This is a genomic window from Methylosinus sp. sav-2 (genome assembly GCF_004366495.1).
Taxonomy (GTDB): Bacteria; Pseudomonadota; Alphaproteobacteria; order Rhizobiales; family Beijerinckiaceae; genus Methylosinus.
In genome coordinates this window covers 1148684-1168040 of sequence record NZ_SOEJ01000001.1, presented here as the reverse complement: position 1 = coordinate 1168040, position 19357 = coordinate 1148684, and the positions used below count along the sequence as shown (strand labels likewise).

The following is a 19357-nucleotide window of genomic DNA, read 5'->3' as shown; positions in this document are numbered from 1 at the left end:
CCCTCTTTCCAGCAAGTTTCGAACCACTCTAAATTTCGTGCAGCTGCGCGCGCGACAGGACACATCGCAGGCAAAAATGCGCAGCATTTTGGTGTGATGGGAGTTTTCGTTCGCGCGTTTCGGCCACTCTCGGCCACTCGCGCATCAGGTCTCGTCCGTTTCTGGACAATGACGTCACGGCAATGGACGCGCCGGCTCGAGGCCGGCGCGACTTTTACAGATAAATAGCGGCTCCTGCGCCGATATTGATCGAAGCGTCCTTCATCGTGCCGACGATGAAAGCGATCTGGCTTTCGGTCAGATGAGCGTGGAACGGCAGCGCGACGGCGCGATCCGCGACTTTCTCGGTCACGAAGAAATTGCCGCGCCGATAGCCGAGATCGAAATAGTAGCGTTGCAAATGCAGCGGATGCGAATAGGCCGCGGCGTCGATCTTCTCCGTCTGCAAATCTTCGATGATCTGATCGCGGCTGGAGCGCGAGAAACGCGTGCCGAGATGCACGACATAGAGGAACCAGTGAACCTCCTCGACGTCGGGCGCGATATAGGGATCTTTGATCCCTTCGAATGACTTCACATATTGGTAGAACCAGCGCTCGACCCTGGTGCGGCGCGCGAGCAGCAGCTCCAGGCGTCGAAACTGCGCGAGACCGAGCGCCGCGGTGATGTCGCTCATCGCCGCCTGCATCGGAGGATAGGCGCCGAGCACCACCGAGGACCGTTCCGCGATCCGCCGGCTGCGAAGATTACGGATCGCCGAGGCGCGGTCGTCGTCATCGGTGACGATCATGCCTCCCTCGCCACAGGCGATGACGCCGGGCTGAGAAAAGTCGAACACCGAGCAATCGCCGAACGAGCCGACCAGCTTGCCCTTGTATATGGAGCCGATGGCCTCGGTCGAATCTTCGATGAGGATCAGCTTTTTCGCTTCGGCGAGCTGGCGAAACGGCTCCCAAGGCGCCGGATGTCCGTTGGAATTGCCGGCGACGATCGCCTTGGTCTTGTCGGTAATGACCGCTTCCGCCTTTTCAGGCGCCAAAGTGCCGGCCCAATAGTCGATGTCCGCGAACACCGGCCGCGCGCCCGAGAGCGCGATCGCATGCGTCGTCTCACGGAAAGAATGAGCGGAGGCGACAACCTCGTCGCCAGGGCCGATGCCATAGGCGCGCAAGGTCAGCAAAAGGCCGATCGTCCCACTGGACACGGCGATCGCATGCTTGCGGCCGAGATATGCGGCGAACTCCGCCTCGAATTCTTCGACTTTGGGTCCCGCGGAAAGTCGCGGGGAAGTGATCGTCTCGACGACCGCATCCAGATCACTCTGGGCGAGGTCCGGATCATTCATCGGCAGAAGGGACGTCTGCATGCTCGCTCACCTTTTCGGGGCAACCACCAATCCTGTGGCGACGGTCGGATCCGCTGTGATCTTGACGCAATGGTCGCGGGCGTCGATCAGGAACAAATCGCAGTTCTCATAGGTGCGAAACGGCGTCTCGTCCTGAATATCCGCCTTGTCGCATCTCATCGCCGTGAGGCCGGGTGCGACTTGTCTCAGAGCGGAAACGGCCGCCTGATCGGCGGCCGCCGTCGCGAGCGTCGCGTCGATCGCCTCGAGTTGCTCGGTCGCGATCGGCATTTTTCAGTCTCCACTTATTTTCTTGGCTTCGACCGTGATCGGAAGCGACGTTTCCGGCGCCATCTCCGGCAGCTGAAGCACCCAACCATTGGCGAGGGTCACTGTGCCGCCCCACAATTGAGGGCTCCCCTGTTCGACGATCGGCTCTTCGAGATCCTTCTTCGGCACATAGGCCGAAAGAATGCCGTCGGAGCCTCTGCGGATCATGACTTTCACACTGCGCCTCGCTGTTAGGTTGACCCTTGTCGTTTAGCAATGTTCATACCGCGAGTCGTGTGGAAAATCAGCGCGTCAAACGGGCTCGATCTCCTCCTCGAGGCAGCCGATCACGGTCTTCTCGCCGAACTCGACGATATAGACTGGCGTGTCGCTCTCGACATGTTGGCCGATCTGAACGATCTCGCCGGGGTCGCCCGCCTTGACGAGCAGCGCATCGGGCTCATGCCCCGGATGAGAGCCGTCGTTGAAGAGATCAACGGTGGCGCGCACCCGCATGCCCCAGTCATATTTGATCATTGAGCCGCCTCTTGGGTCGCGACCTCGACGGGCTCGAGCTCCTTTTTACGCATGCCGACCTTATAGCCGGTCTCCACGAACTCGACGCCGTAGATGTAGAATTGCTGCAAAAACGTGCCGATGCTCGAGACATAGCCGATCTCGCCTTTTTTGACGAGAATCTCGCCGACGTCCTTCCCCGGGAAGGTGCCGTCGTTTCGCACCACCTTCTTCGACTTGACCTTTTCGCCATAGTTGAAGGCGGGCGGATCGTTCAGCTCGACGGAGCCGTCGTCACGGTTGATGTTGCTCATATCCGTTCCTCGATGTGGCTGTGGTTGCGCTCCAAAACTTTCCGGCCGGACGGATCGGGCGTTTTGCCGAGCCGCGCTTCAGCGGTCTCGCGCACGATCGGGTCCTCGTCGGAGAGAAGCAGTCGAATGTCTGCGAGGGCTGCGCGTTGCGCCACCTCATAGCGCACGCGCCAGTCCGGATCGCTGATGAGATCCGGCAGCTGCGCGACGTCGAGTCGCTGCGCCGCCTCGAAGCGAACGGCCGCGTCCGCGTCCGTCGTCATCCGCTTCAGCGCTTGCGGCGCGATGCGCTGCGCGACGACGCGTCTTACCTCGACCTCGTCGTCGTCGATCATCAGAACGAGCAAATCCGGCGAGATGCGACGCGCGACGACCTGGCGGACATAATAGTCGCGATCCTCGATCATCGGCAGCAGATCGACGGGGTCGAGCCGATGCGCCACTCTGATCCTCACCTCGCGATGCGGATCATTGCGAAGCTTGAGGAGATAGCGATCAGGAAGGCGCCGCGCGGCGCTCCAGCGAACGGTTTCTTCGGGATCGTCCAAAAGCGCCGGAAGGAGGAATATCTCGGCGGCTTTGGCGGCCCAGGCGCGCACTTCGAAATAGGGATGCGCGAGAAAATGACGCGCCAGTTCCGGATTCCAATCGAAGAAACGGTCGATCCGACGCGCATAGCGGTCGAAGACACAGGCCCGGAGCGGCTTGCAACGCTCCTCGGCCAAGAGCTCTTTATGGGGGCATGCCCCGCAATCGACGGGAACGCCTTGCCAGTCGATGGCCTCGTCGATCTCGTCAGTCGGCATCCTCGGCCTCCCGTTGCGCGAGAACGGTGAGCAGCAAGGTCGCGCCGACCTTATCGGTCGGGTCTAGCTCGAGCAGCTTTTGCGCCGCCTCTCGCCCCTCCTCATGCTCGCCCATGCGCATCTGCAGATACGCATAGCCTTTGAGCACGAACATGAAGAAGCGTGGCAGCACCGCCTCGTAATTGGCGAAGTCGGCGTCGCCTTTTCGGACCTCGCGCCAGTCGAGCGGCAGGGAATTATCGATCGCCGCCCTAGTGAGGCACGTCTTGGCGATCTCGAGCGTGTCCTCGAGACGGTTCTTGTAGAAGTAAAACCGGTAGAGTCCGATCAGCACCGCCACATGGGTCGGGGCCGCGCGACGCGCCTCGAACAAATGCTGTTCTGCGACATCGCCCAGATGGTAGGAAAGCGCCGCTTCGCGGAGATGACGCTCGGCTTCCGCCGGCAATCCGGCGCCGAAGACGGGAGAAGAAAGAATCTCGTCTCCCGTATCGAAGGCCTCGTTGCGTAGAGCGCCATCTCCGTTCAACATGAAGCGTTCCTATCCACTCACGCCACGGGAAGCTCCGGCAGCTCGACGACGGTCTGCGTCGTCGAGGAGCACCCACAGGCTTTCGCTTTGGGATCGATGAAGGAGAAGCCGGTGGAGGTGGCCGTCTCTTTGAAGTCGATCGTCACGCCATCGAGCAGCAGGCGGCTCTGCGCCGGCAGAAACAGCTTGAAGCTCGGGAAGTCGAACGCCTGCTCGCCCTCACGCGGAGCCGGCTGAACCGAGAATTCCGCGCTCATGCCCGAGCAGCCGCCCGGAGAGACGTGGAGGCTCAGACCGAAGCCCGGACCGCCGTCGAACGTGACGAGGCGGCGGATGAATTTTTCCGCGGCGGGAGTGAATTGAATATTCATGCCGCGCCCCCGGCCGCCTGATACCGCGGGAGCGAGTTGTCGATGACGCAGGTGTCATCGACCGGGCACACCGCGACGCACTGCGGCACATCGAAATAGCCGATGCACTCGGTGCACTTCTTGGGATTGATGACGAAGGTTCCGTTCTTCTCGGAGATCGCCACATTGGGGCATTCCGCCTCGCACGCCGAGCAGGACGTGCATTGCGAAGCAACGATCTTGTAGGTCATTTGCTTGCTCCTCCATCGAGCCGTCACTGAGCTGAAGAATCGCCGATTCTCTCGAGCTCTAATTCTCCGCGCATCCGCGGTCTTGACTGAAGCGCGGGCCGCTCGGCGGCTCGCGCTTCTTTAGTGGCGAATGCCGATCGCTTCCGTGTCAGGCCGTGATGAAGGCGCCCTGACGGAGAGTCGCGTCACCACGCTCCTTGTGCTCGATCTCGCCGGTCTTCACCTTGTCGAGATAGCGCTTGAAGTAGGTGATCGCCGACTGCTCGATGAACTCGAAGGCGAATTCATCGACCGGATCGATGCCGGCCTTGACCAGATCGTTCTTCGGGCAACCGCCGATCTTCGCGACGAACACGGCCGTGCAATCGTTGATCGCGCGGATGATCGTGTCGAGGCTGTCCTCCTCGCCATAGCCGCCCTGGCAATACAGGTCGACACGACGATGACCGACGAACTTCGCGCCATGGGTGCTGAGCTCGTAGATCTGGAACTCCTTGGCGTGGCCAAAGTGCTCGTTGACGCGGCCAGAGCCCTTGGTCGCCACGGCGATCAGGATCTTGATGTCGACATTGTCCTCGCCGGCGAGCGTCGCCAGCTCGGCGTTCTTGGCGGCGGCGACCTTCAGACGCTCTTCCTCGACCTTCGTCTGATAAGCCTTGCGGCTCTCGAGATCATAGGTCACTTCCATGGCCATGATCTTGTCGGTCGTGAACTCAGCGCTGCGATCCTCGCCGAGCAGCCCGACCGCGTCGGCGCGGCACTGGCGGCAATGGCGCATCATGTTCATCTCGCCTTCACAGCTGTCCTGCAGCGCCTTCAGCTCTTGAGCCGTCGGGCCGCGCTGGCCGTTGAGGCCGAACACGGTGCCGTGCTCGGGGGAGGAGATGAGCGGCATGATGTTGTGCAGGAACGCCCCGCGCGACTTCACGGCCTTGTTCACCTCGACGAGATGCTTGTCGTTGATGCCCGGGATCATGACCGAGTTGACCTTGCACAGAATGCCGCGCTCGGTCAGCATCTCGAGGCCGCGCATCTGGTGCTGCGTCAGGATCTCGGCGGCCTCGCGGCCATAGATGCGCTTATGCTGCCAGTAGATCCAGGGATAGATCTGCGCGCCGACGTCCGGATCGACCATGTTGATGGTGATCGTGACGTGATCGACATTGTACTTGGCGATCGTATCGACATGCTCCGGCAGAGCCAGACCATTCGTCGACAGGCAGAGCTTGATGTCCGGCGCAGTCGCGGCGATCAGCTCGAAGGTCTTGAAGGTCTTCTCCGGATTGGCGAGCGGGTCGCCCGGGCCGGCGATGCCGAGAACGGTCATCTGCGGGATCGTCGACGCGACGGCCAGAACCTTCTTGGAGGCCTGCTCGGGCGTCAGCTTCTCGGAGACGACGCCAGGGCGCGACTCATTGGCGCAATCATATTTGCGATTGCAGTAGTTGCACTGGATGTTGCACGCCGGAGCGACAGCGACGTGCATGCGGGCGTAGTGGTGATGCGCCTCCTCGCTGTAGCAAGGATGGTTCTTGACCTTGTCCCAGATTTCCTGCGGCAGGTCGTTTTCACCAGCCGCCGTGCCGCAGCTCGCCTTGCCGCTGCCGCCCGAGGTGCCGCAGCCCTTGTGCTCAGCGACCTTCTGCATCACGTCGTCGATCGATTCAGCCCCGCCGATGTCGACGGTTTCAGTAGATAGAGATTCCATGTTCGGTTCCTCACGATTTGAAGAGTTTCAAACCCTTGCGGAACGCAGTCGCGACATATCCGTCTGCCATTGCACCGGCGCTGTCGCGGAAGCGGTGTCCGGGCACGAGGTTCGCAACAAGCATGCCATGCTGATTTGATGACCTAAAGACCTGAAATTATGAGAAAACTGTCGTTTGTTTGGAACCTGTCCAAATACCGACACATGTCGGAAAGCGTCAGAACCAGCTGTCGCGAACGCGACACTTCGACGCAAAACCCGCGCGAGCCCAGGGAAACGGCGCAATATCGCTCTCTCCATGTGGCCTTGATCGCCCTCGTTTCGGGCGTTGCGCTCGGTCCCTCGATCGCGCGCGGCGCCCGGCGGCCTTTTATTGGCGCGAGATTTGCTTGCGGGCGCGTTATGAACGACCTCACCCGTGAAAACGATCTCGTCGACTTCGGCGAGCTTTCGCCCGCCGTCAATGAACTCTTGCAAAAAGGCGTCCTGGCCTATCGGAACGATCGAGCGCGCGCGGACGAATTGTTCCGTGAGGCGCTAGAGCTGTCTCCCCATGAGCTGCCGGCCTATTACTGCCTTTATAAGATTCATACTTATATGGGGAATCTGGAAGTCGCCTGGACCGTGGCCAATCAGGGCCTCGCCGAGGCGACGCGGCAAGCTGGCTGGGCGCTCGACCCGCATAGCTGGCCGCCGAAAGAAACGGCGCCGGGCACGGCCGAGCGCTTCGCATTGTACACTTTAAAGGCTTTGAGCTTCATTCAGCTGAAGCGGGGCAACAAGGCGGAAGCGATGGAAAACCTCGGGATTTTGCAGGTGCTGGACCCGCCGGGCCACGTCGGCTGGACGGTAATCTACGAGCTCGCGCAAGGGGTTGCGTGAAGCCGGGGTGGCGCGCCGCCGGGAGCGGAGCGAAGAATTGCCACGGCGACGGCATGTTAGTTGCTAAACATTCCAGGGTGAACTATCGAATTCCCGCGGAACGTCAGGCACGTCGATGGGATACGAAGCTGGAAGCAGCATGAACACGGCTCAGGCTCGCGCGTTCGACCCGAGCGAATCTGCTCTCGTCGGAATCTACGAAATTTCGAAATTACTGGCCTCGCCCAACCGGCTCGAGAAGACGCTGGCGGGCGTGCTGGCGCTGCTGTCGAGCTTTCTCGACATGCGGCACGGCCTCATCGCTCTGCTCGACACGCATGGCGACCCGGAAGTGGTCGTCGGCTCGGGATGGAGCGAAGGGAACGCCAAGAAGTTTTTCGAGCATCTTCCCGAGCGGGCGGTCGGCCAGATCGTCGCGACCAAGATGCCGCTGGTGGTCGAGAATGTCGCCGCCTCGCCTCTGTTCGAAGGCACGGATCTCTCCGAATGGGGTCCGACTGACGGACAGCCCTTCTCGCTGATCGGCGTGCCGATCAAGGAGGCGGACGCGGTGGTCGGCACATTGACGGTCGATCGCGTCTATAGCGATCGGTCTTCCGTTCGCTTCGACCACGACGTGCGATTCCTGACAATGATCGCCAATCTGGTCGGCCAGACCTTGCGGCTGCACAAGCTGATCGCGCGAGACCGCGAGCGGCTGATGCAGGAGAAGGCCAGGCTGGAGAAGGGCGATCGGCCGGCGGCGCATTCGGCGCATATAGAGGCGCGGCTGGACGGCATCAAAGGGATCGTCGGCGAGAGTCCGGCGGTGCGTGCGGTCGTCGACAAGATCCGCATTGTCGCCAAGGCCAAATCAACCGTGCTGCTGCGCGGCGAGTCGGGCACCGGCAAGGAGCTGTTCGCGGCCGCGCTCCACAATCTTTCGCCACGGCAGAGCAAGCCTTTCGTCAAGCTGAACTGCGCGGCCCTGCCCGAGAGCGTGCTAGAGTCCGAGCTGTTCGGCCATGAGCGCGGCGCCTTCACCGGCGCGGCGGCCCTGCGCAAAGGGCGTTTCGAGCTCGCGGACGGCGGCACGCTGTTCCTGGACGAGATCGGCGACATCACGCCCGCCTTCCAGGCCAAGCTGCTGCGCGTGCTGCAAGAGGGCGAGTTCGAGCGCGTCGGCGGCACCCGCACGATGAAGGTCGACGTGCGCTTCGTCTGCGCCACCAATCGCAATCTCGAGGAAGCGGTGCAGAAGGGCGAGTTCCGCGCGGATCTCTATTACCGCATCAGCGTCGTTCCGATCTTCCTGCCGCCGCTGCGCGACCGAAGAGGCGATCTGGCGCCGCTCGCCAATGAATTCCTGCGGCGCTTCAACAATGAGCAGAATGTCCATCTGAGCTTCTCCGATTCGGCGATGGAAGTGCTCAGCGAATGCAATTTCCCGGGCAATATTCGCGAGCTCGAGAATTGCGTTTATCGGACAGCGACTTTGGCGCGCAACGACTCGATCGTGGACAAAGACTTCTCTTGCCGCAATGACGGCTGCCTCTCCTCCGTTCTGTGGAACGGCTCGCGCGAGTCGACGATCGGCGGATTGCACCCGCCGAGCTTCACGCCTCTGCCGATCGTCTCCAAGCCGCAGGCGCCCCCGCCGCCGCCGGCGCGGCCTCCCGTGGCGCGACCGCCGGTCGTCGAAGAGCCCGCGCCTGTCGTCGCGGCGCAACCCGCGGCGGCGTGTCCAGGCGCAGAGAACTGTACGGTCATCGAGACGGATCATCGGTCCGATCGCGACAAGCTCATCGAGGCGATGGAACAGGCCGGATGGGTGAAAGCCAAAGCGGCTCGCCTGCTCGGGCTTACCCCCAGACAAATCGGCTATGCGCTGCAAAAATATGATATCCCTGTAAAGAAGTTTTGATTCCTGGAAAGAAGACGGCTCCACAATGGCCGCAGAACCGGAAAGAATAAGCGACGATCCGCTCGACTGGCGCGGTCGCCCCATCCGCTGCAGGGAATGCTCCCATGTGGCGCTCAATCTCGAGGGGCTCTGCCGCAAGGGATCCGCCTGTGTGCGCGATCGCCGGGCCAAGCGTGTCGATCTCTTCTTCCGCGGACATCCGCATCTCGCGGATTCCTACCTCGATCACGCCTATTTCGAGGTGCGCGCCCGTGCGGCGCGCTACGCCTCGGTGCTGCGTCTGCCGCCGCTGCTCGACGATCCAGAGCCGGAGGTGCGGGCCACGGTCGCATCGCGCCTGCCGGCGTCGCGCATCGCCCATCTCGCGCATGATCCAGAACCACGCGTGCGCATCGTGGCCGCCAATCGGCTCGAAGGCGCCGCGCTCGTCGCAATGTATTCGGACCCGGATTATCTGGTCCGCATCCATGTCGTGCGGCGCATCGCGCCGGATTTGCTGAGCATGGCCGTCCATGACGAGGACCCGGAGGTGCGCCGCTGGGTCGCGCGCCGCATTCCGTTGGAGCGGCTGCATCTTCTCGTGAAGGATCCGGAGCCGCTCGTGCGCCTCGTCGTCGCCGAGCGCCTGCCGGAAGATCGCCTCGCCGCCATGAGCAAGGACGAGGATTTGCGTATTCGCTTCACTGTCGCGGAACGCTGCTCAGCGGAACAGCTGCCCTCTTTCCTCGATGACGAGGACGAGCTGGTCCGCGCCTGCGCGCAAGCGCGGCTGGAAGGCAATTGATCATCACTGTCGATCAACGAACCAGGCAGGGCGTATTCTGACAATCATGTCGGAATACGCGCACGCTTTCTCTCGGCCCCGCCGGCGCCTCGCCAGACATAAAAAAGCAATCCAGAGCCGGTGCGGCCCCTGGATTGCGTGGTCGTGTGCGAGCGTAAGGTCGTGTCAGACCGGACGATTCTCGTTGCGGTTGCGCACCGGGCCCATGACTTCCAGGCCCTTCTCGAAGGTGATCTTCTCGAAAGTCTGATCGAAGGCTATGCCCGCGTTGGCCACGGCGTCGATCTTGCCACCGATCGACAGCTTCTTGAGATCGTTCTTCTCGATGTAGAACAGCTCGAGCAGCTCGTTATAGACCGTCGATTCGTCGATCGGCAGCACGTAGAAATTAATGCCGTCGATCTCGACCTGATATTTGCTGAGCAGGTCGATATTGTTGGCAAAGATGAAATATTTGCCATCCGGGGCGAGCAGCCCCTTCAGCACTTCGGCGACGTATCCGAGATGCTCGAAGGAGAGGAGCCACTGCGCGAAGAAGTCGAAGGTGGGCTTGCCGGCTTCCGCCACCGCAATGACCTGATCGGAGCAGAGCTCCGGCGGGCGCGCCTCATCGGCGAACTGTTGGGCGAATTTCAGGGCGAGCTTGCCGCGGAAGCCGAAGCGCCCGGCCTTCTCCGTCGGTCCCTTGTGAACCGGGCTGAGCAGCCGCTTCTGCTCGTCCAAAGTCGCAAACGCCGTTTCAGTGATGCTTGTCATGTTGATTATCCGGATCGTTACGTAGCCAATCCGCCAGTTTGGCGAAGTTCTGCTTCAGGGAGTCACGCAGTCTCACATCATCGACCACCTCATCGAGCGCGCCAGTCATGCAGGCCATCCACGCGTCGCGCTCGGCGGCTCCGATCGCGAAGCCCATGTGACGCATGCGCAGCCGGGGATGTCCCCGCTGTTCCGAATAGCTCTTCGGTCCGCCCAGCCATTCGGCCAGATAGAGCTTCAGAACCGCCTTTGTGGGGCCGAGATCGATCGCATGCATGGCGCGAATGCCCCGCGCCTGCGGCAGCTCGTCCATATTGCGGTAGAACGTCTCGACCAGACGGTCGACCGCCTCCTGGCCTCCGATGACGTCGAATGCGGTTTTTGTCGATTGCTCGGCGTCCATTGTCATGCCTCGCGAGCTAGCAATTCATATGCCGAAGCATGGGCCTACCACAGGGCGCTCGGCGGCGCGACGCCCCTGCCCAAAACCGCGAATGCGCCGCCCGATTTCGGCCGCGTCACGAGAATAAAGAGGCACGGCAAGACGCAATTTTATGCATTTGCGCGGCCGGCGCCCGAATTCGGCGCTGCTCGCCCTTGACAGGGCCGGGGGCTGCTTCCTATGTCATCGCCAGCCTGCTGGCACTCACCCCTCATGAGTGCTAATAGGCATTTTATTCAATCTTTCGCCCGCGCGCTCCGGCCGGGCAGCAACGAAGGAAGACGACATGGCGTTCCGTCCCCTCCACGACCGCGTCGTGGTCAAGCGCCTCGAAGGCGAAGACAAGACCAAAGGCGGCATCATCATTCCGGACACCGCGAAAGAGAAGCCCGCCGAGGGCAAGATCATCGCCGTCGGCCCCGGCGCCCGCGACGAGAGCGGCAAGCTCGTCGCCCTCGACGTGAAGGAAGGCGACCGCGTGCTGTTCGGCAAATGGTCCGGCACCGAGGTCAAGATCGACGGCGAAGATCTCCTCATCATGAAGGAAAGCGACATTCTGGGCGTGATCGCCTGAGCCGCTAGACCCTCGCACCTTATTCTCTTCAACGGAGCCGAACGAAAATGGCAGCCAAGGACATTCGTTTTTCCTCCGACGCGCGCGACCGTATCCTGCGCGGCGTCGAAATCCTCGCCAATGCGGTGAAGGTCACTCTCGGCCCCAAGGGCCGCAACGTCGTCATCGAGAAGAGCTTCGGCGCTCCCCGCATCACCAAGGACGGCGTCACCGTCGCCAAGGAGATCGAGCTCGCCGACAAGTTCGAGAATCTCGGCGCGCAGCTCGTTCGTGAGGTCGCCTCCAAGCAGAACGACACCGCCGGCGACGGCACCACGACGGCGACCGTGCTCGCCGCCGCCATCGCCAGGGAAGGCGCCAAGGCCGTCGCGGCCGGCCTCAACCCGCAGGATCTCAAGCGCGGCATCGACCTCGCGGTCGAGGCGGTCGTCGCCGATCTGAAGAAGAACTCCAAGAAGGTCACCTCCAACGACGAGATCGCCCAGGTCGGCACCATCTCGGCCAATGGCGACAGCTTCATCGGCCAGGAGATCGCCAAGGCGGTGCAGAAGGTCGGCAATGAGGGCGTGATCACGGTGGAAGAGGCCAAGAGCCTCGACTCCGAGACCGTCATCGTCGAGGGCCTGCAGTTCGACCGCGGCTATCTCTCCCCCTACTTCATCACCAACGCCGAGCGTCTCGTCGCGGAGCTTGAGGACCCCTACATCCTCATCCACGAGAAGAAGCTGTCGAGCCTGCAGCCGCTGCTGCCGGTCCTCGAGGCCGTTGTGCAGACCGGCAAGCCGCTGCTCATCATCGCCGAGGACGTCGAGGGCGAGGCTCTGGCCACGCTCGTCGTCAACAAGCTGCGCGGCGGCCTGAAGATCGCGGCCGTGAAGGCTCCGGGCTTCGGCGATCGTCGCAAGGCTCAGCTCGAGGACATCGCCATCCTCACGGGCGGCCAGGTCGTCTCCGAGGATCTCGGCATCAAGCTCGAGAACGTCACGCTTCCGCTGCTCGGCAAGGCCAAGCGTATTCGCATCGACAAAGAGAATACGACGATCATCGACGGCGCCGGCGAGAAGAAGGACATCGAGGCTCGCGTCGCTCAGATCAAGGCTCAGGTCGAGGAAGTCACCTCGGACTATGACCGCGAGAAGCTCCAGGAGCGTCTCGCCAAGCTCGCGGGCGGCGTCGCGGTGATCCGCGTCGGCGGCGCGACCGAGGTCGAGGTGAAGGAGAAGAAGGACCGCGTCGACGACGCGCTGAACGCCACCCGCGCCGCGGTGCAGGAAGGCATCTCGCCCGGCGGCGGCGTCGCGCTGCTGCGCGCCATCGCCGCTCTCTCCGATGTCAAGGTCGCCAATTCCGACCAGCAGACCGGCATCGCGATCGTCCGCAAGGCGATCCAGGCTCCGGCTCGTCAGATCGTCGACAATGCCGGCGGCGACGGCGCGGTCGTGGTCGGCAAGCTGCTCGAGTCCACGGACTACAGCTTCGGCTATGACGCCCAGACCGGCGAATATGGCGATCTCGTCAAGCTCGGCATCATCGACCCGACCAAGGTCGTCCGCACCGCCTTGCAGGATGCTGCTTCCATCGCCGGCCTCATCGTCACCACGGAGGCGACGATCACCGAGCAGCCGAAGAAGGACAGCGGCCCGGCTCTGCCGCCCGGCGGCGGCATGGGCGGCATGGACTTCTGATCCTCGCCACCCTCGGAAGAGACAAAGAAGGCCCCGGAGAAATCCGGGGCCTTTTTCATTGCCCGAACACAGCGTGCGCCGCCGCACGCCGCCAGGAGCGCGAAAGAGCGACAAAGACGACGTTCCGCAGCGAATGCGGAACTTGAAAGCGGCGGATCGCCGCCGTCACTCAGAGAAGGTTCAAGACAATGCTCAAGCGCTCGATTTTCGCCCTCGGGCTGATCCTGGCGGCCGGCTCCGCCTCCGCCGAGACATCCTCCAACGGAATCTCCCTGAATGGCCTCTCCCCCAATGCGTTGAGCGAGAACGCGATCATCATCAATGGACTGCATTTGAACGCGCTGACGCAGAACGCGCTGACCCAGAACGCGCTCGTCGACAACGCGCTGGTCGAGAACGCGCTCACCATCAATAGCGCGACGATCGAAGGCGCTCGGTCGAGCGGCGTCGGCGCCGGCTTGCGCGCCTCCTCGCTCGAGCTTCCCGAGCGCTGAGGCGGGACACATCCCGCTTCGAGCATGATTTCAATGCGACTTTATAGAAAGGGTCCAAAATGTTACTGCGCATGATTTCGATTTTTGTCCTGGTCGCCGTGGCGGGTTCGGCTTCGGCCAAGATCGCCGCCAATGGAATCAGCCTGAATGGCGTCAGCCTGAACGCCATCGGCGTGAATGGCCTCGGCGCGAACGGCGCGAGCCTGCACGGCGTCGCGCTGGAGCTTCCGCAGAAGTGAAGCAAAGAGCGGGCGGCCGAGACTCGGCCGCCTTTCGCATCGGAAGGAGCGCGCATGGCGAGCCGCAATCTCTTTTCTCTCGCGCTCTGCGCATGGGTCTCACTCGTGGCGAGCGCGCAGGTTCCGAGCGGCGCAATCCGCGCAAATGGTCTCGCTCTACGTCGAAGGAACGCAATTCAAGGCGACGCTCTCCGACGGACGTGTGCTCTATTCGCCCGATCTCGTCGGGGCGACGCTGACGATCGCCAGCGCCGGCGGCGAGACGAAAATCCGTATCGAAGCGGTAGAGCCGGACCCCGGCGACAATGCCCGCGCAGCGGCCCCCTCCTCCGAGGTTCTGCTTCACACTTTCTCCTATCGGACGCCCGAAGGAGAATGGAAGAACCTGTGCGACCCCGGCCCGGACGGCCGCCGTCAGGGCTTTCCCCTCGCCGGCCGCGCGCGCGGCGACGGCACGATCGCGCCGGCCGAGCCGGGCGTGTTCGAGCTCACCTGCACAGGCGGCGCACAGGGCAAATGTGTGCGCTTCGGCTATCATCCCTGGAAGATGCGTGAAGGCGCGCCCGCGGCCCGGGCGCTCTATGACGCTTGCGTGCGTCTGGTGCGCGCCGATTATTCCGGCGACGGCAAGGGCACGACGCGCAACGGCCAGCGGATCGACATTTACGATCGCGTCGGCGTGCAATCGCCGGGCAATGATCCGGCGCATGAGTTCGAGGCCGGCTTCTCGCCCGAGGGCGCCGTCTGCGTGCGCCATGTCCGCGTCAAGGAGAATACGAGCCTCGCGGCGCTCGAGGCGAGCGGCCCGCGGCTGAAAGGGCGAACCGGCGCCATTTGCACGGAAGAATTCGCACGCGCCAATGGCGCGATCCTCTTCGTCCGCTCCCCGCCCTAATTCTCCCCGCGCCGCTCGCGCCGACGCGGTCGCCGTCCCATCCGCTGCGCAGGCCGCGACCGCGACGATTGCGACATTGCAGGAAGGCGCGCGCTCGTCTAGCATGATTCTGCTTCGCCCCTCGACGGGCGAGGCGCAAGCGCAAGAGCACGAGGGGAGAGCAATGGCCGATCATCACGAGACTTCGTCAGACATTGCGGAGCATCTCGCCACCTATAACGGCTTTCTGACGCTGCTGAAGGTGGGAACGGCGGCCAGCGTCGTGACCCTGGCGCTGATGTATTTCTTCCTCGCGCGCTAAAGACCCGGCGCGTCGATCGCCGACGCGCCGCTCCACGGGTTCCCTCTACAGTTTCTGACCGAATGCGAACCGCGCGGCCATCCGGCCACGCGAAACCGATTCTCCGCAAAATGGAGTTTCGTCAATGCGCATTGCTGTTCAAGCCGAGACTGACAAGAACGAGACGCGCGTCGCTGCGACGCCGGAAACCGTCAAAAAGTTCAAGAACCTCGGCGCAGAAGTCGTGGTCCAATCGGGCGCCGGAGCCATATCCGGCTTTTCCGACGCCGATTACGCCGCCGCCGGCGCGGCCATAGCGCCGAGCGCAGCCGCCGCCTCCGACAATGCCGAAGTGGTGCTGCGCGTGCGCCGACCGGCGCCGGGCGAGCTGTCCGGCATAGCGCGCGGCGCCGCAATCGTCGCCATCGCCGATCCTTTCGGACATGAGAAAGAGCTGGCCACGCTCGCGCAAACCGGCGCAACGCTCTTCGCCATGGAATTCATGCCGCGCATCACTCGCGCGCAGGTCATGGACGTCCTCTCCTCCCAGGCCAATATCGCTGGCTATCGCGCCGTCATCGACGCCGCGGCGGAATATAGCCGCGCCATTCCGATGATGATGACGGCGGCAGGCACGGTCCCGGCCGCCAAAATTTTCATCATGGGCGTCGGCGTCGCCGGCCTGCAGGCGATCGCAACGGCGCGCCGGCTCGGCGGCATCGTCTCGGCCACCGATGTGCGGCCCGCCACCAAGGAGCAGGTGGAATCGCTCGGCGCGAAATTCATCGCGGTCGAGAATGACGAATTCCGCCAGGCCGAGACCTCCGGCGGCTACGCCAAGGAAATGTCGCCGGAATACCAAGCCGCGCAGGCGGAGCTGGTCGCGGCGCATATCGCCAAGCAAGACATTGTGATCACGACGGCGCTGATCCCCGGCCGGCCGGCTCCGAGACTCATTTCGGCGGCGGCGGCGCGATCGATGCGCGCGGGCTCGGTCATCATTGATCTCGCGGCCGAGCGTGGCGGCAATTGCGAGCTGACCAAGCCCGGCGACACGATCATCGACAATGGCGTGAAGATCGTCGGCGCGGTCAATCTCGCCGGCCGCCTGCCGGCGACGGCCTCCAGCCTCTACGCAAAAAACCTGCTCGCCTTCGTCGAGACTCTCATCTCCAAAGAGACGAAGACTCTCGCCATCGATTGGAACGACGAATTGGTGAAGGCGACGGCCCTCACCCGCGACGGCGCCGTCATCGATTCGCGATTTGCGGCTTGATCACGCCGGCCCCGCGAGGGCCGCGCGAAGAAAGGGCGTTGGCACATGGCATCCGACACGACTCAGCAAATGCTCGAAACGGCCCGCCGCGCAGCCGAAGCGACGCGGCAGCTCGCCGATCAGGCGCAATCCTATTCCGATCAGCTGGCGCAAGTGGCGGCGGCGGCCTCCTCGCACGGGCTCACCGGCGGCGTCGATCCGGTCGTCTTCCGCCTCGCGATTTTCGCGCTGGCGGTTTTCGTCGGCTATTATGTCGTCTGGTCGGTGACGCCCGCGCTGCACACGCCGCTGATGTCCGTCACCAACGCCGTCTCCTCGGTCATCGTGGTCGGCGCGCTGCTCGCAGTCGGCGTCGACCCAAAGGCCGACGCCAGCGGCGGCGCGTGGTGGGCGCAATGGTTCGGCTTCGTCGCGCTCGGCCTCGTCAGCGTGAATATTTTCGGCGGCTTCATGGTCACCGAACGTATGCTGTCGATGTACAAGAAGAAGGGCTGAGCCATGAGCGGCAATCTCGCGGTCCTTCTCTATCTCGCCGCCGGAATTTTGTTCATTCTGGCGCTGCGCGGCCTGTCCTCGCCGGCGACGTCGCGACAGGGCAATCTCTACGGCATGATTGGCATGGGCGTCGCCGTGGCGACGACGCTGCTGCTGCGCGCGCCGAGCTTCAGCGGATTTCTATTGATGGTGTCGGGCGTCGCCATCGGCGGCGGAATCGGGGCGTGGCAGGCGCGCACCGTGCTGATGACGGAAATGCCGCAGCTCGTCGCCTTGTTCCATTCCTTCGTCGGCCTCGCCGCGGTTCTGGTGGCGGGCGCGGCGTTCAATGCGCCGCAGGCTTTCGGCATAGGCGCGCCCGGCCACATCGAAGGGGGAAGCCTCTTCGAAATGTCGCTCGGCGCGGCGATCGGCGCGATCACATTCTCCGGCTCGATCATCGCTTATATGAAGCTCGCCGAAAAGATGAGCGGCAAGCCGTTCCTGCTCGCCGAGCGTCACACGATCAATATTCTGCTCGGGCTGGCGCTGCTCGGCTTCATCGTCCTGTTCGCGACGACGGAGAGCGGCTTCTGGCTGTTTCTCATCATTCTCGTCGCTTTCGTGCTCGGCGTGACGCTCATCATCCCCATCGGCGGCGCCGACATGCCGGTCGTCGTGTCCATGCTCAATTCCTATTCGGGATGGGCGGCGGCGGGCATCGGCTTCACGCTCGGCAATCTCGCGCTCATCATCACCGGCGCGCTGGTCGGCTCCTCGGGAGCCATCCTCTCCTACATAATGTGCAAGGGGATGAACCGCTCCTTCGTCTCCGTCATTCTCGGCGGCTTCGGCGGCGAGACGGTGGCGGCGACAGGCGCGGTGGAGAAGCGCCCGGTCAAGCAGGGCTCGGCGGAGGACGCCGCTTACATCATGCAGAACGCCGGCAAGATCATCATCGTGCCGGGCTATGGCATGGCGGTGGCGCAGGCGCAGCATGCGCTGCGCGAGATGGCGGACCTTTTGAAAAAGGAAGGCGTCGAGGTGAAATACGCCATTCATCCCGTCGCCGGCCGCATGCCCGGCCATATGAATGTGCTGCTGGCCGAGGCCAATGTTCCTTACGACGAGGTCTTCGAGCTCGAGGACATAAATTCGGAATTCGCCCAGGCGGATGTCGCCTTCGTCATCGGCGCCAATGACGTGACCAATCCTTCCGCCAAGACCGATCCGCAATCGCCGATCTATGGCATGCCGATCCTCGATGTCGAGAAGGCGAAGACGGTTCTGTTTTTAAAGCGTGGCATGGGCTCCGGCTATGCCGGCGTCGAGAATGAGCTGTTCTTCCGGCCCAATACGATGATGCTGTTCGGCGACGCCAAGAAGACCGTGGAGCAGATCGTCAAGGCGCTCGCGCATTGAGACGGCCCCCTCCCCCGCTTCGCGGGAGAGGGAGCAGGCGCCGCGCTTCATCGGCGTTTCGCGCAACGCCAGCCGCCTTCCCTCTCCCGCGAAAGCGGGGGAGGGTGCGGGAGGGGGCGCTCAGCGCCGCGCGGCCTGACTCGCTATGCGCAACAGCGCGCGTCCCGCCTCCATCTCCGCCAGAGCGGCATTGGCGCGGGCGCGATGATTGGCGTCGCGCAAGGCCGGCAGCAGCGCCGCCACTTTCGCCGCGGACCAGATGCGCAAATGCTGCTCGAGCTGCGGCCGCTGCGAGAAGCCGAAACCGCTGCGCATCAAAATGGTGATGCCGAAATCTGGCCGCCCCTCGCGATCCACGGTGAGCCGCGCGCGATGCAGCGCCATCGCGTAGCGCAGCGCGCCATTCAATAGCTGCCCGGCGTCGCCGCCGCCGGCGACCGCTCTGTCGAAGGCTTCGCCAGCGGCGTCGGCCTGCCCCGAGAAAGCGTCCAGCACCAAGCGATCGGAGGCGATATTGGAGGCGTGCGCGACAATATCCTCGACATCGCCGGCCTCGATCGCGCTCGCGCCATGCTTATAGAGCATCAGCTTGGCGAGCTCGGAACGGCTCATGCGGCGATCCTCGCCGAGCGCCGCCTGCAACAGCAGCCGCGCCTCCGACGTGACGGAAAAACCCGCCTCGCGCAGGCTATTGTCGATCAGCGCATGCAGATCCTGCTCATCGTCTGGATTGCATTCGACAGCGGCGGCGATTTTGGACGGCTCGATCAGCTTGCGCAGCGGCGCATCGCGCTTCAGCGCACCGGCAGTCAGCACAACGGCGCAATCCACAGGCGGCGCGGCGAGCAATTGCTCGAGCGGCGAGAGAATGGATTTGCCGCCCGTCTCGACGATGATCGCACGCCTGCCGCCGAACAGCGGAATCGTATTGGCCTCGTCGAGCAGCGACAGCGGATCGGCGGCCACGGCGTCGCCGCTCATCTCCACGCATTGGAACGGATCATGCCGATCGTCGACGCGCTGCGCCACAATGGCGAGCGCACGCTCGCGCACGAGGCCGGCGTCGGCGCCGTGGAGCAGGAACAGGAAGATATTGGCCGGCGGCGCCTTCACGAAGCGCTCGGCGTCGCGGGTCTTGATGGCGGTCATGGGCGCTCGG

The 19357-nt window shown here is 63.3% G+C and carries 25 protein-coding genes; 12 read left to right on the top strand and 13 right to left on the bottom strand.

Going from position 1 to position 19357, the window contains the following annotated elements:
• Positions 1-214 precede the first annotated feature (214 nt).
• The 10 genes from EDE12_RS05500 to nifB all read right to left on the bottom strand — a co-directional run bounded on the left by EDE12_RS05500 (position 215) and on the right by nifB (position 6092).
• Positions 215-1366, bottom strand: coding sequence for a DegT/DnrJ/EryC1/StrS family aminotransferase (locus EDE12_RS05500; protein WP_024881139.1), 1152 nt, complete (start codon positions 1364-1366; stop codon positions 215-217).
• Positions 1367-1372: 6 nt separating this feature from the next.
• A complete protein-coding gene (locus tag EDE12_RS05495; RefSeq protein WP_024881140.1) occupies positions 1373-1636 on the bottom strand; it encodes a hypothetical protein in 264 nt (87 codons plus the stop codon).
• A gap of 3 nt (positions 1637-1639) precedes the next feature.
• On the bottom strand, positions 1640-1843 hold the full coding sequence (nifT, locus tag EDE12_RS05490; protein WP_026599437.1) for a putative nitrogen fixation protein NifT: 204 nt from the start codon (positions 1841-1843) through the stop codon (positions 1640-1642).
• Positions 1844-1927: 84 nt separating this feature from the next.
• Positions 1928-2152: a nitrogen fixation protein NifZ gene (locus EDE12_RS05485; RefSeq protein WP_024881142.1), complete on the bottom strand. Its 225-nt coding sequence runs from the start codon at positions 2150-2152 to the stop codon at positions 1928-1930.
• Positions 2149-2445 (bottom strand): nitrogen fixation protein NifZ, encoded by a 297-nt coding sequence (locus EDE12_RS05480; protein WP_024881143.1) that lies wholly within the window; start codon positions 2443-2445, stop codon positions 2149-2151. Before EDE12_RS05480 ends, EDE12_RS05485 begins: the two co-directional genes overlap by 4 nt.
• A complete protein-coding gene (locus EDE12_RS05475; RefSeq protein WP_026599438.1) occupies positions 2442-3251 on the bottom strand; it encodes a 4Fe4S-binding leucine-rich repeat protein in 810 nt (269 codons plus the stop codon). Before EDE12_RS05475 ends, EDE12_RS05480 begins: the two co-directional genes overlap by 4 nt.
• Positions 3241-3783, bottom strand: coding sequence for a hypothetical protein (locus EDE12_RS05470; protein WP_024881145.1), 543 nt, complete (start codon positions 3781-3783; stop codon positions 3241-3243). The genes EDE12_RS05475 and EDE12_RS05470 overlap by 11 nt, the downstream gene beginning before the upstream one ends.
• A 17-nt stretch (positions 3784-3800) precedes the next feature.
• A complete protein-coding gene (locus tag EDE12_RS05465; protein WP_024881146.1) occupies positions 3801-4154 on the bottom strand; it encodes an iron-sulfur cluster assembly accessory protein in 354 nt (117 codons plus the stop codon).
• On the bottom strand, positions 4151-4447 hold the full coding sequence (locus tag EDE12_RS05460; RefSeq protein WP_348625823.1) for a 4Fe-4S dicluster domain-containing protein: 297 nt from the start codon (positions 4445-4447) through the stop codon (positions 4151-4153). The genes EDE12_RS05465 and EDE12_RS05460 overlap by 4 nt, the downstream gene beginning before the upstream one ends.
• 85 nt (positions 4448-4532) lie before the next feature.
• Positions 4533-6092: a nitrogenase cofactor biosynthesis protein NifB gene (gene nifB, locus EDE12_RS05455; RefSeq protein WP_024881147.1), complete on the bottom strand. Its 1560-nt coding sequence runs from the start codon at positions 6090-6092 to the stop codon at positions 4533-4535.
• A 402-nt stretch (positions 6093-6494) separates the two neighbouring features.
• Between nifB and EDE12_RS05450 the strand changes: the two genes are divergently transcribed.
• From EDE12_RS05450 to EDE12_RS05440, 3 genes are all read left to right on the top strand, one after another.
• Entirely contained in the window at positions 6495-6974 is a 480-nt protein-coding gene (locus tag EDE12_RS05450; RefSeq protein WP_024881148.1) for a hypothetical protein, read from the top strand.
• 139 nt (positions 6975-7113) lie between these two features.
• On the top strand, positions 7114-8877 hold the full coding sequence (gene nifA, locus EDE12_RS05445) for a nif-specific transcriptional activator NifA (RefSeq protein ID WP_026599439.1): 1764 nt from the start codon (positions 7114-7116) through the stop codon (positions 8875-8877).
• 25 nt (positions 8878-8902) lie between these two features.
• Positions 8903-9661, top strand: a complete 759-nt coding sequence (locus EDE12_RS05440) for a 4Fe4S-binding leucine-rich repeat protein (protein WP_026599440.1) — start codon at positions 8903-8905, stop codon at positions 9659-9661.
• Positions 9662-9826: 165 nt separating this feature from the next.
• Here EDE12_RS05440 and EDE12_RS05435 read toward each other — a convergent pair whose 3' ends face one another.
• Positions 9827-10417 carry a hypothetical protein gene (locus tag EDE12_RS05435; protein ID WP_024881151.1) on the bottom strand — a complete coding sequence of 197 codons (591 nt, stop codon included), beginning with the start codon at positions 10415-10417 and terminating at the stop codon, positions 9827-9829.
• Entirely contained in the window at positions 10401-10820 is a 420-nt protein-coding gene (locus EDE12_RS05430) for a group II truncated hemoglobin (RefSeq protein ID WP_036291197.1), read from the bottom strand. The genes EDE12_RS05435 and EDE12_RS05430 overlap by 17 nt, the downstream gene beginning before the upstream one ends.
• Positions 10821-11145: 325 nt before the next feature.
• Between EDE12_RS05430 and groES the strand changes: the two genes are divergently transcribed.
• The 9 genes from groES (at position 11146) to EDE12_RS05390 (ending at position 18198) form a co-directional block, all read left to right on the top strand.
• Positions 11146-11433 carry a co-chaperone GroES gene (groES, locus tag EDE12_RS05425; protein WP_018267899.1) on the top strand — a complete coding sequence of 96 codons (288 nt, stop codon included), beginning with the start codon at positions 11146-11148 and terminating at the stop codon, positions 11431-11433.
• Positions 11434-11480: 47 nt separating this feature from the next.
• Positions 11481-13118, top strand: coding sequence for a chaperonin GroEL (groL, locus tag EDE12_RS05420; protein WP_026599443.1), 1638 nt, complete (start codon positions 11481-11483; stop codon positions 13116-13118).
• Between the two features lie 188 nt (positions 13119-13306).
• Positions 13307-13612 carry a hypothetical protein gene (locus tag EDE12_RS05415; protein ID WP_026599444.1) on the top strand — a complete coding sequence of 102 codons (306 nt, stop codon included), beginning with the start codon at positions 13307-13309 and terminating at the stop codon, positions 13610-13612.
• Positions 13613-13683: 71 nt separating this feature from the next.
• The gene (locus EDE12_RS21755; RefSeq protein WP_157198952.1) at positions 13684-13851 is read left to right on the top strand and encodes a hypothetical protein; all 168 of its coding nucleotides are present in this window, start codon (positions 13684-13686) and stop codon (positions 13849-13851) included.
• A 145-nt stretch (positions 13852-13996) separates the two neighbouring features.
• Positions 13997-14746, top strand: a complete 750-nt coding sequence (locus EDE12_RS05410) for an ADYC domain-containing protein (RefSeq protein WP_026599445.1) — start codon at positions 13997-13999, stop codon at positions 14744-14746.
• 103 nt (positions 14747-14849) lie between these two features.
• The gene (locus tag EDE12_RS05405; protein ID WP_245267397.1) at positions 14850-15047 is read left to right on the top strand and encodes an aa3-type cytochrome c oxidase subunit IV; all 198 of its coding nucleotides are present in this window, start codon (positions 14850-14852) and stop codon (positions 15045-15047) included.
• A 124-nt stretch (positions 15048-15171) separates the two neighbouring features.
• Positions 15172-16302, top strand: coding sequence for a Re/Si-specific NAD(P)(+) transhydrogenase subunit alpha (locus EDE12_RS05400; protein WP_024881158.1), 1131 nt, complete (start codon positions 15172-15174; stop codon positions 16300-16302).
• A gap of 45 nt (positions 16303-16347) precedes the next feature.
• A complete protein-coding gene (locus tag EDE12_RS05395; protein ID WP_024881159.1) occupies positions 16348-16797 on the top strand; it encodes an NAD(P) transhydrogenase subunit alpha in 450 nt (149 codons plus the stop codon).
• Between the two features lie 3 nt (positions 16798-16800).
• Positions 16801-18198 (top strand): NAD(P)(+) transhydrogenase (Re/Si-specific) subunit beta, encoded by a 1398-nt coding sequence (locus tag EDE12_RS05390; RefSeq protein ID WP_024881160.1) that lies wholly within the window; start codon positions 16801-16803, stop codon positions 18196-18198.
• Positions 18199-18318: 120 nt separating this feature from the next.
• On the opposite strand, the gene holA is transcribed toward EDE12_RS05390, so the two are convergent.
• The gene (gene holA, locus EDE12_RS05385) at positions 18319-19347 is read right to left on the bottom strand and encodes a DNA polymerase III subunit delta (RefSeq protein ID WP_024881161.1); all 1029 of its coding nucleotides are present in this window, start codon (positions 19345-19347) and stop codon (positions 18319-18321) included.
• Between the last annotated feature and the right edge of the window lie 10 nt (positions 19348-19357).

What these genes read in the sequence shown, in the direction of transcription:
- EDE12_RS05435 (WP_024881151.1), bottom strand. Translation starts at nt 10,417, where the DNA reads ATGACAAGCATCACTGAAACGGCGTTTGCGACTTTGGACGAGCAGAAG.
- EDE12_RS05480 (WP_024881143.1), bottom strand. Translation starts at nt 2,445, where the DNA reads ATGAGCAACATCAACCGTGACGACGGCTCCGTCGAGCTGAACGATCCG.
- EDE12_RS05450 (WP_024881148.1), top strand. Translation starts at nt 6,495, where the DNA reads ATGAACGACCTCACCCGTGAAAACGATCTCGTCGACTTCGGCGAGCTT.
- EDE12_RS05400 (WP_024881158.1), top strand. Translation starts at nt 15,172, where the DNA reads ATGCGCATTGCTGTTCAAGCCGAGACTGACAAGAACGAGACGCGCGTC.
- EDE12_RS05440 (WP_026599440.1), top strand. Translation starts at nt 8,903, where the DNA reads ATGGCCGCAGAACCGGAAAGAATAAGCGACGATCCGCTCGACTGGCGC.
- EDE12_RS21755 (WP_157198952.1), top strand. Translation starts at nt 13,684, where the DNA reads ATGATTTCGATTTTTGTCCTGGTCGCCGTGGCGGGTTCGGCTTCGGCC.
- EDE12_RS05430 (WP_036291197.1), bottom strand. Translation starts at nt 10,820, where the DNA reads ATGGACGCCGAGCAATCGACAAAAACCGCATTCGACGTCATCGGAGGC.
- EDE12_RS05470 (WP_024881145.1), bottom strand. Translation starts at nt 3,783, where the DNA reads ATGTTGAACGGAGATGGCGCTCTACGCAACGAGGCCTTCGATACGGGA.
- nifA (WP_026599439.1), top strand. Translation starts at nt 7,114, where the DNA reads ATGAACACGGCTCAGGCTCGCGCGTTCGACCCGAGCGAATCTGCTCTC.
- EDE12_RS05395 (WP_024881159.1), top strand. Translation starts at nt 16,348, where the DNA reads ATGGCATCCGACACGACTCAGCAAATGCTCGAAACGGCCCGCCGCGCA.
- groES (WP_018267899.1), top strand. Translation starts at nt 11,146, where the DNA reads ATGGCGTTCCGTCCCCTCCACGACCGCGTCGTGGTCAAGCGCCTCGAA.
- holA (WP_024881161.1), bottom strand. Translation starts at nt 19,347, where the DNA reads ATGACCGCCATCAAGACCCGCGACGCCGAGCGCTTCGTGAAGGCGCCG.
- EDE12_RS05405 (WP_245267397.1), top strand. Translation starts at nt 14,850, where the DNA reads ATGATTCTGCTTCGCCCCTCGACGGGCGAGGCGCAAGCGCAAGAGCAC.
- EDE12_RS05500 (WP_024881139.1), bottom strand. Translation starts at nt 1,366, where the DNA reads ATGCAGACGTCCCTTCTGCCGATGAATGATCCGGACCTCGCCCAGAGT.
- EDE12_RS05415 (WP_026599444.1), top strand. Translation starts at nt 13,307, where the DNA reads ATGCTCAAGCGCTCGATTTTCGCCCTCGGGCTGATCCTGGCGGCCGGC.
- EDE12_RS05485 (WP_024881142.1), bottom strand. Translation starts at nt 2,152, where the DNA reads ATGATCAAATATGACTGGGGCATGCGGGTGCGCGCCACCGTTGATCTC.
- EDE12_RS05465 (WP_024881146.1), bottom strand. Translation starts at nt 4,154, where the DNA reads ATGAATATTCAATTCACTCCCGCCGCGGAAAAATTCATCCGCCGCCTC.
- groL (WP_026599443.1), top strand. Translation starts at nt 11,481, where the DNA reads ATGGCAGCCAAGGACATTCGTTTTTCCTCCGACGCGCGCGACCGTATC.
- EDE12_RS05475 (WP_026599438.1), bottom strand. Translation starts at nt 3,251, where the DNA reads ATGCCGACTGACGAGATCGACGAGGCCATCGACTGGCAAGGCGTTCCC.
- nifT (WP_026599437.1), bottom strand. Translation starts at nt 1,843, where the DNA reads ATGATCCGCAGAGGCTCCGACGGCATTCTTTCGGCCTATGTGCCGAAG.
- EDE12_RS05390 (WP_024881160.1), top strand. Translation starts at nt 16,801, where the DNA reads ATGAGCGGCAATCTCGCGGTCCTTCTCTATCTCGCCGCCGGAATTTTG.
- EDE12_RS05495 (WP_024881140.1), bottom strand. Translation starts at nt 1,636, where the DNA reads ATGCCGATCGCGACCGAGCAACTCGAGGCGATCGACGCGACGCTCGCG.
- EDE12_RS05410 (WP_026599445.1), top strand. Translation starts at nt 13,997, where the DNA reads ATGGTCTCGCTCTACGTCGAAGGAACGCAATTCAAGGCGACGCTCTCC.
- nifB (WP_024881147.1), bottom strand. Translation starts at nt 6,092, where the DNA reads ATGGAATCTCTATCTACTGAAACCGTCGACATCGGCGGGGCTGAATCG.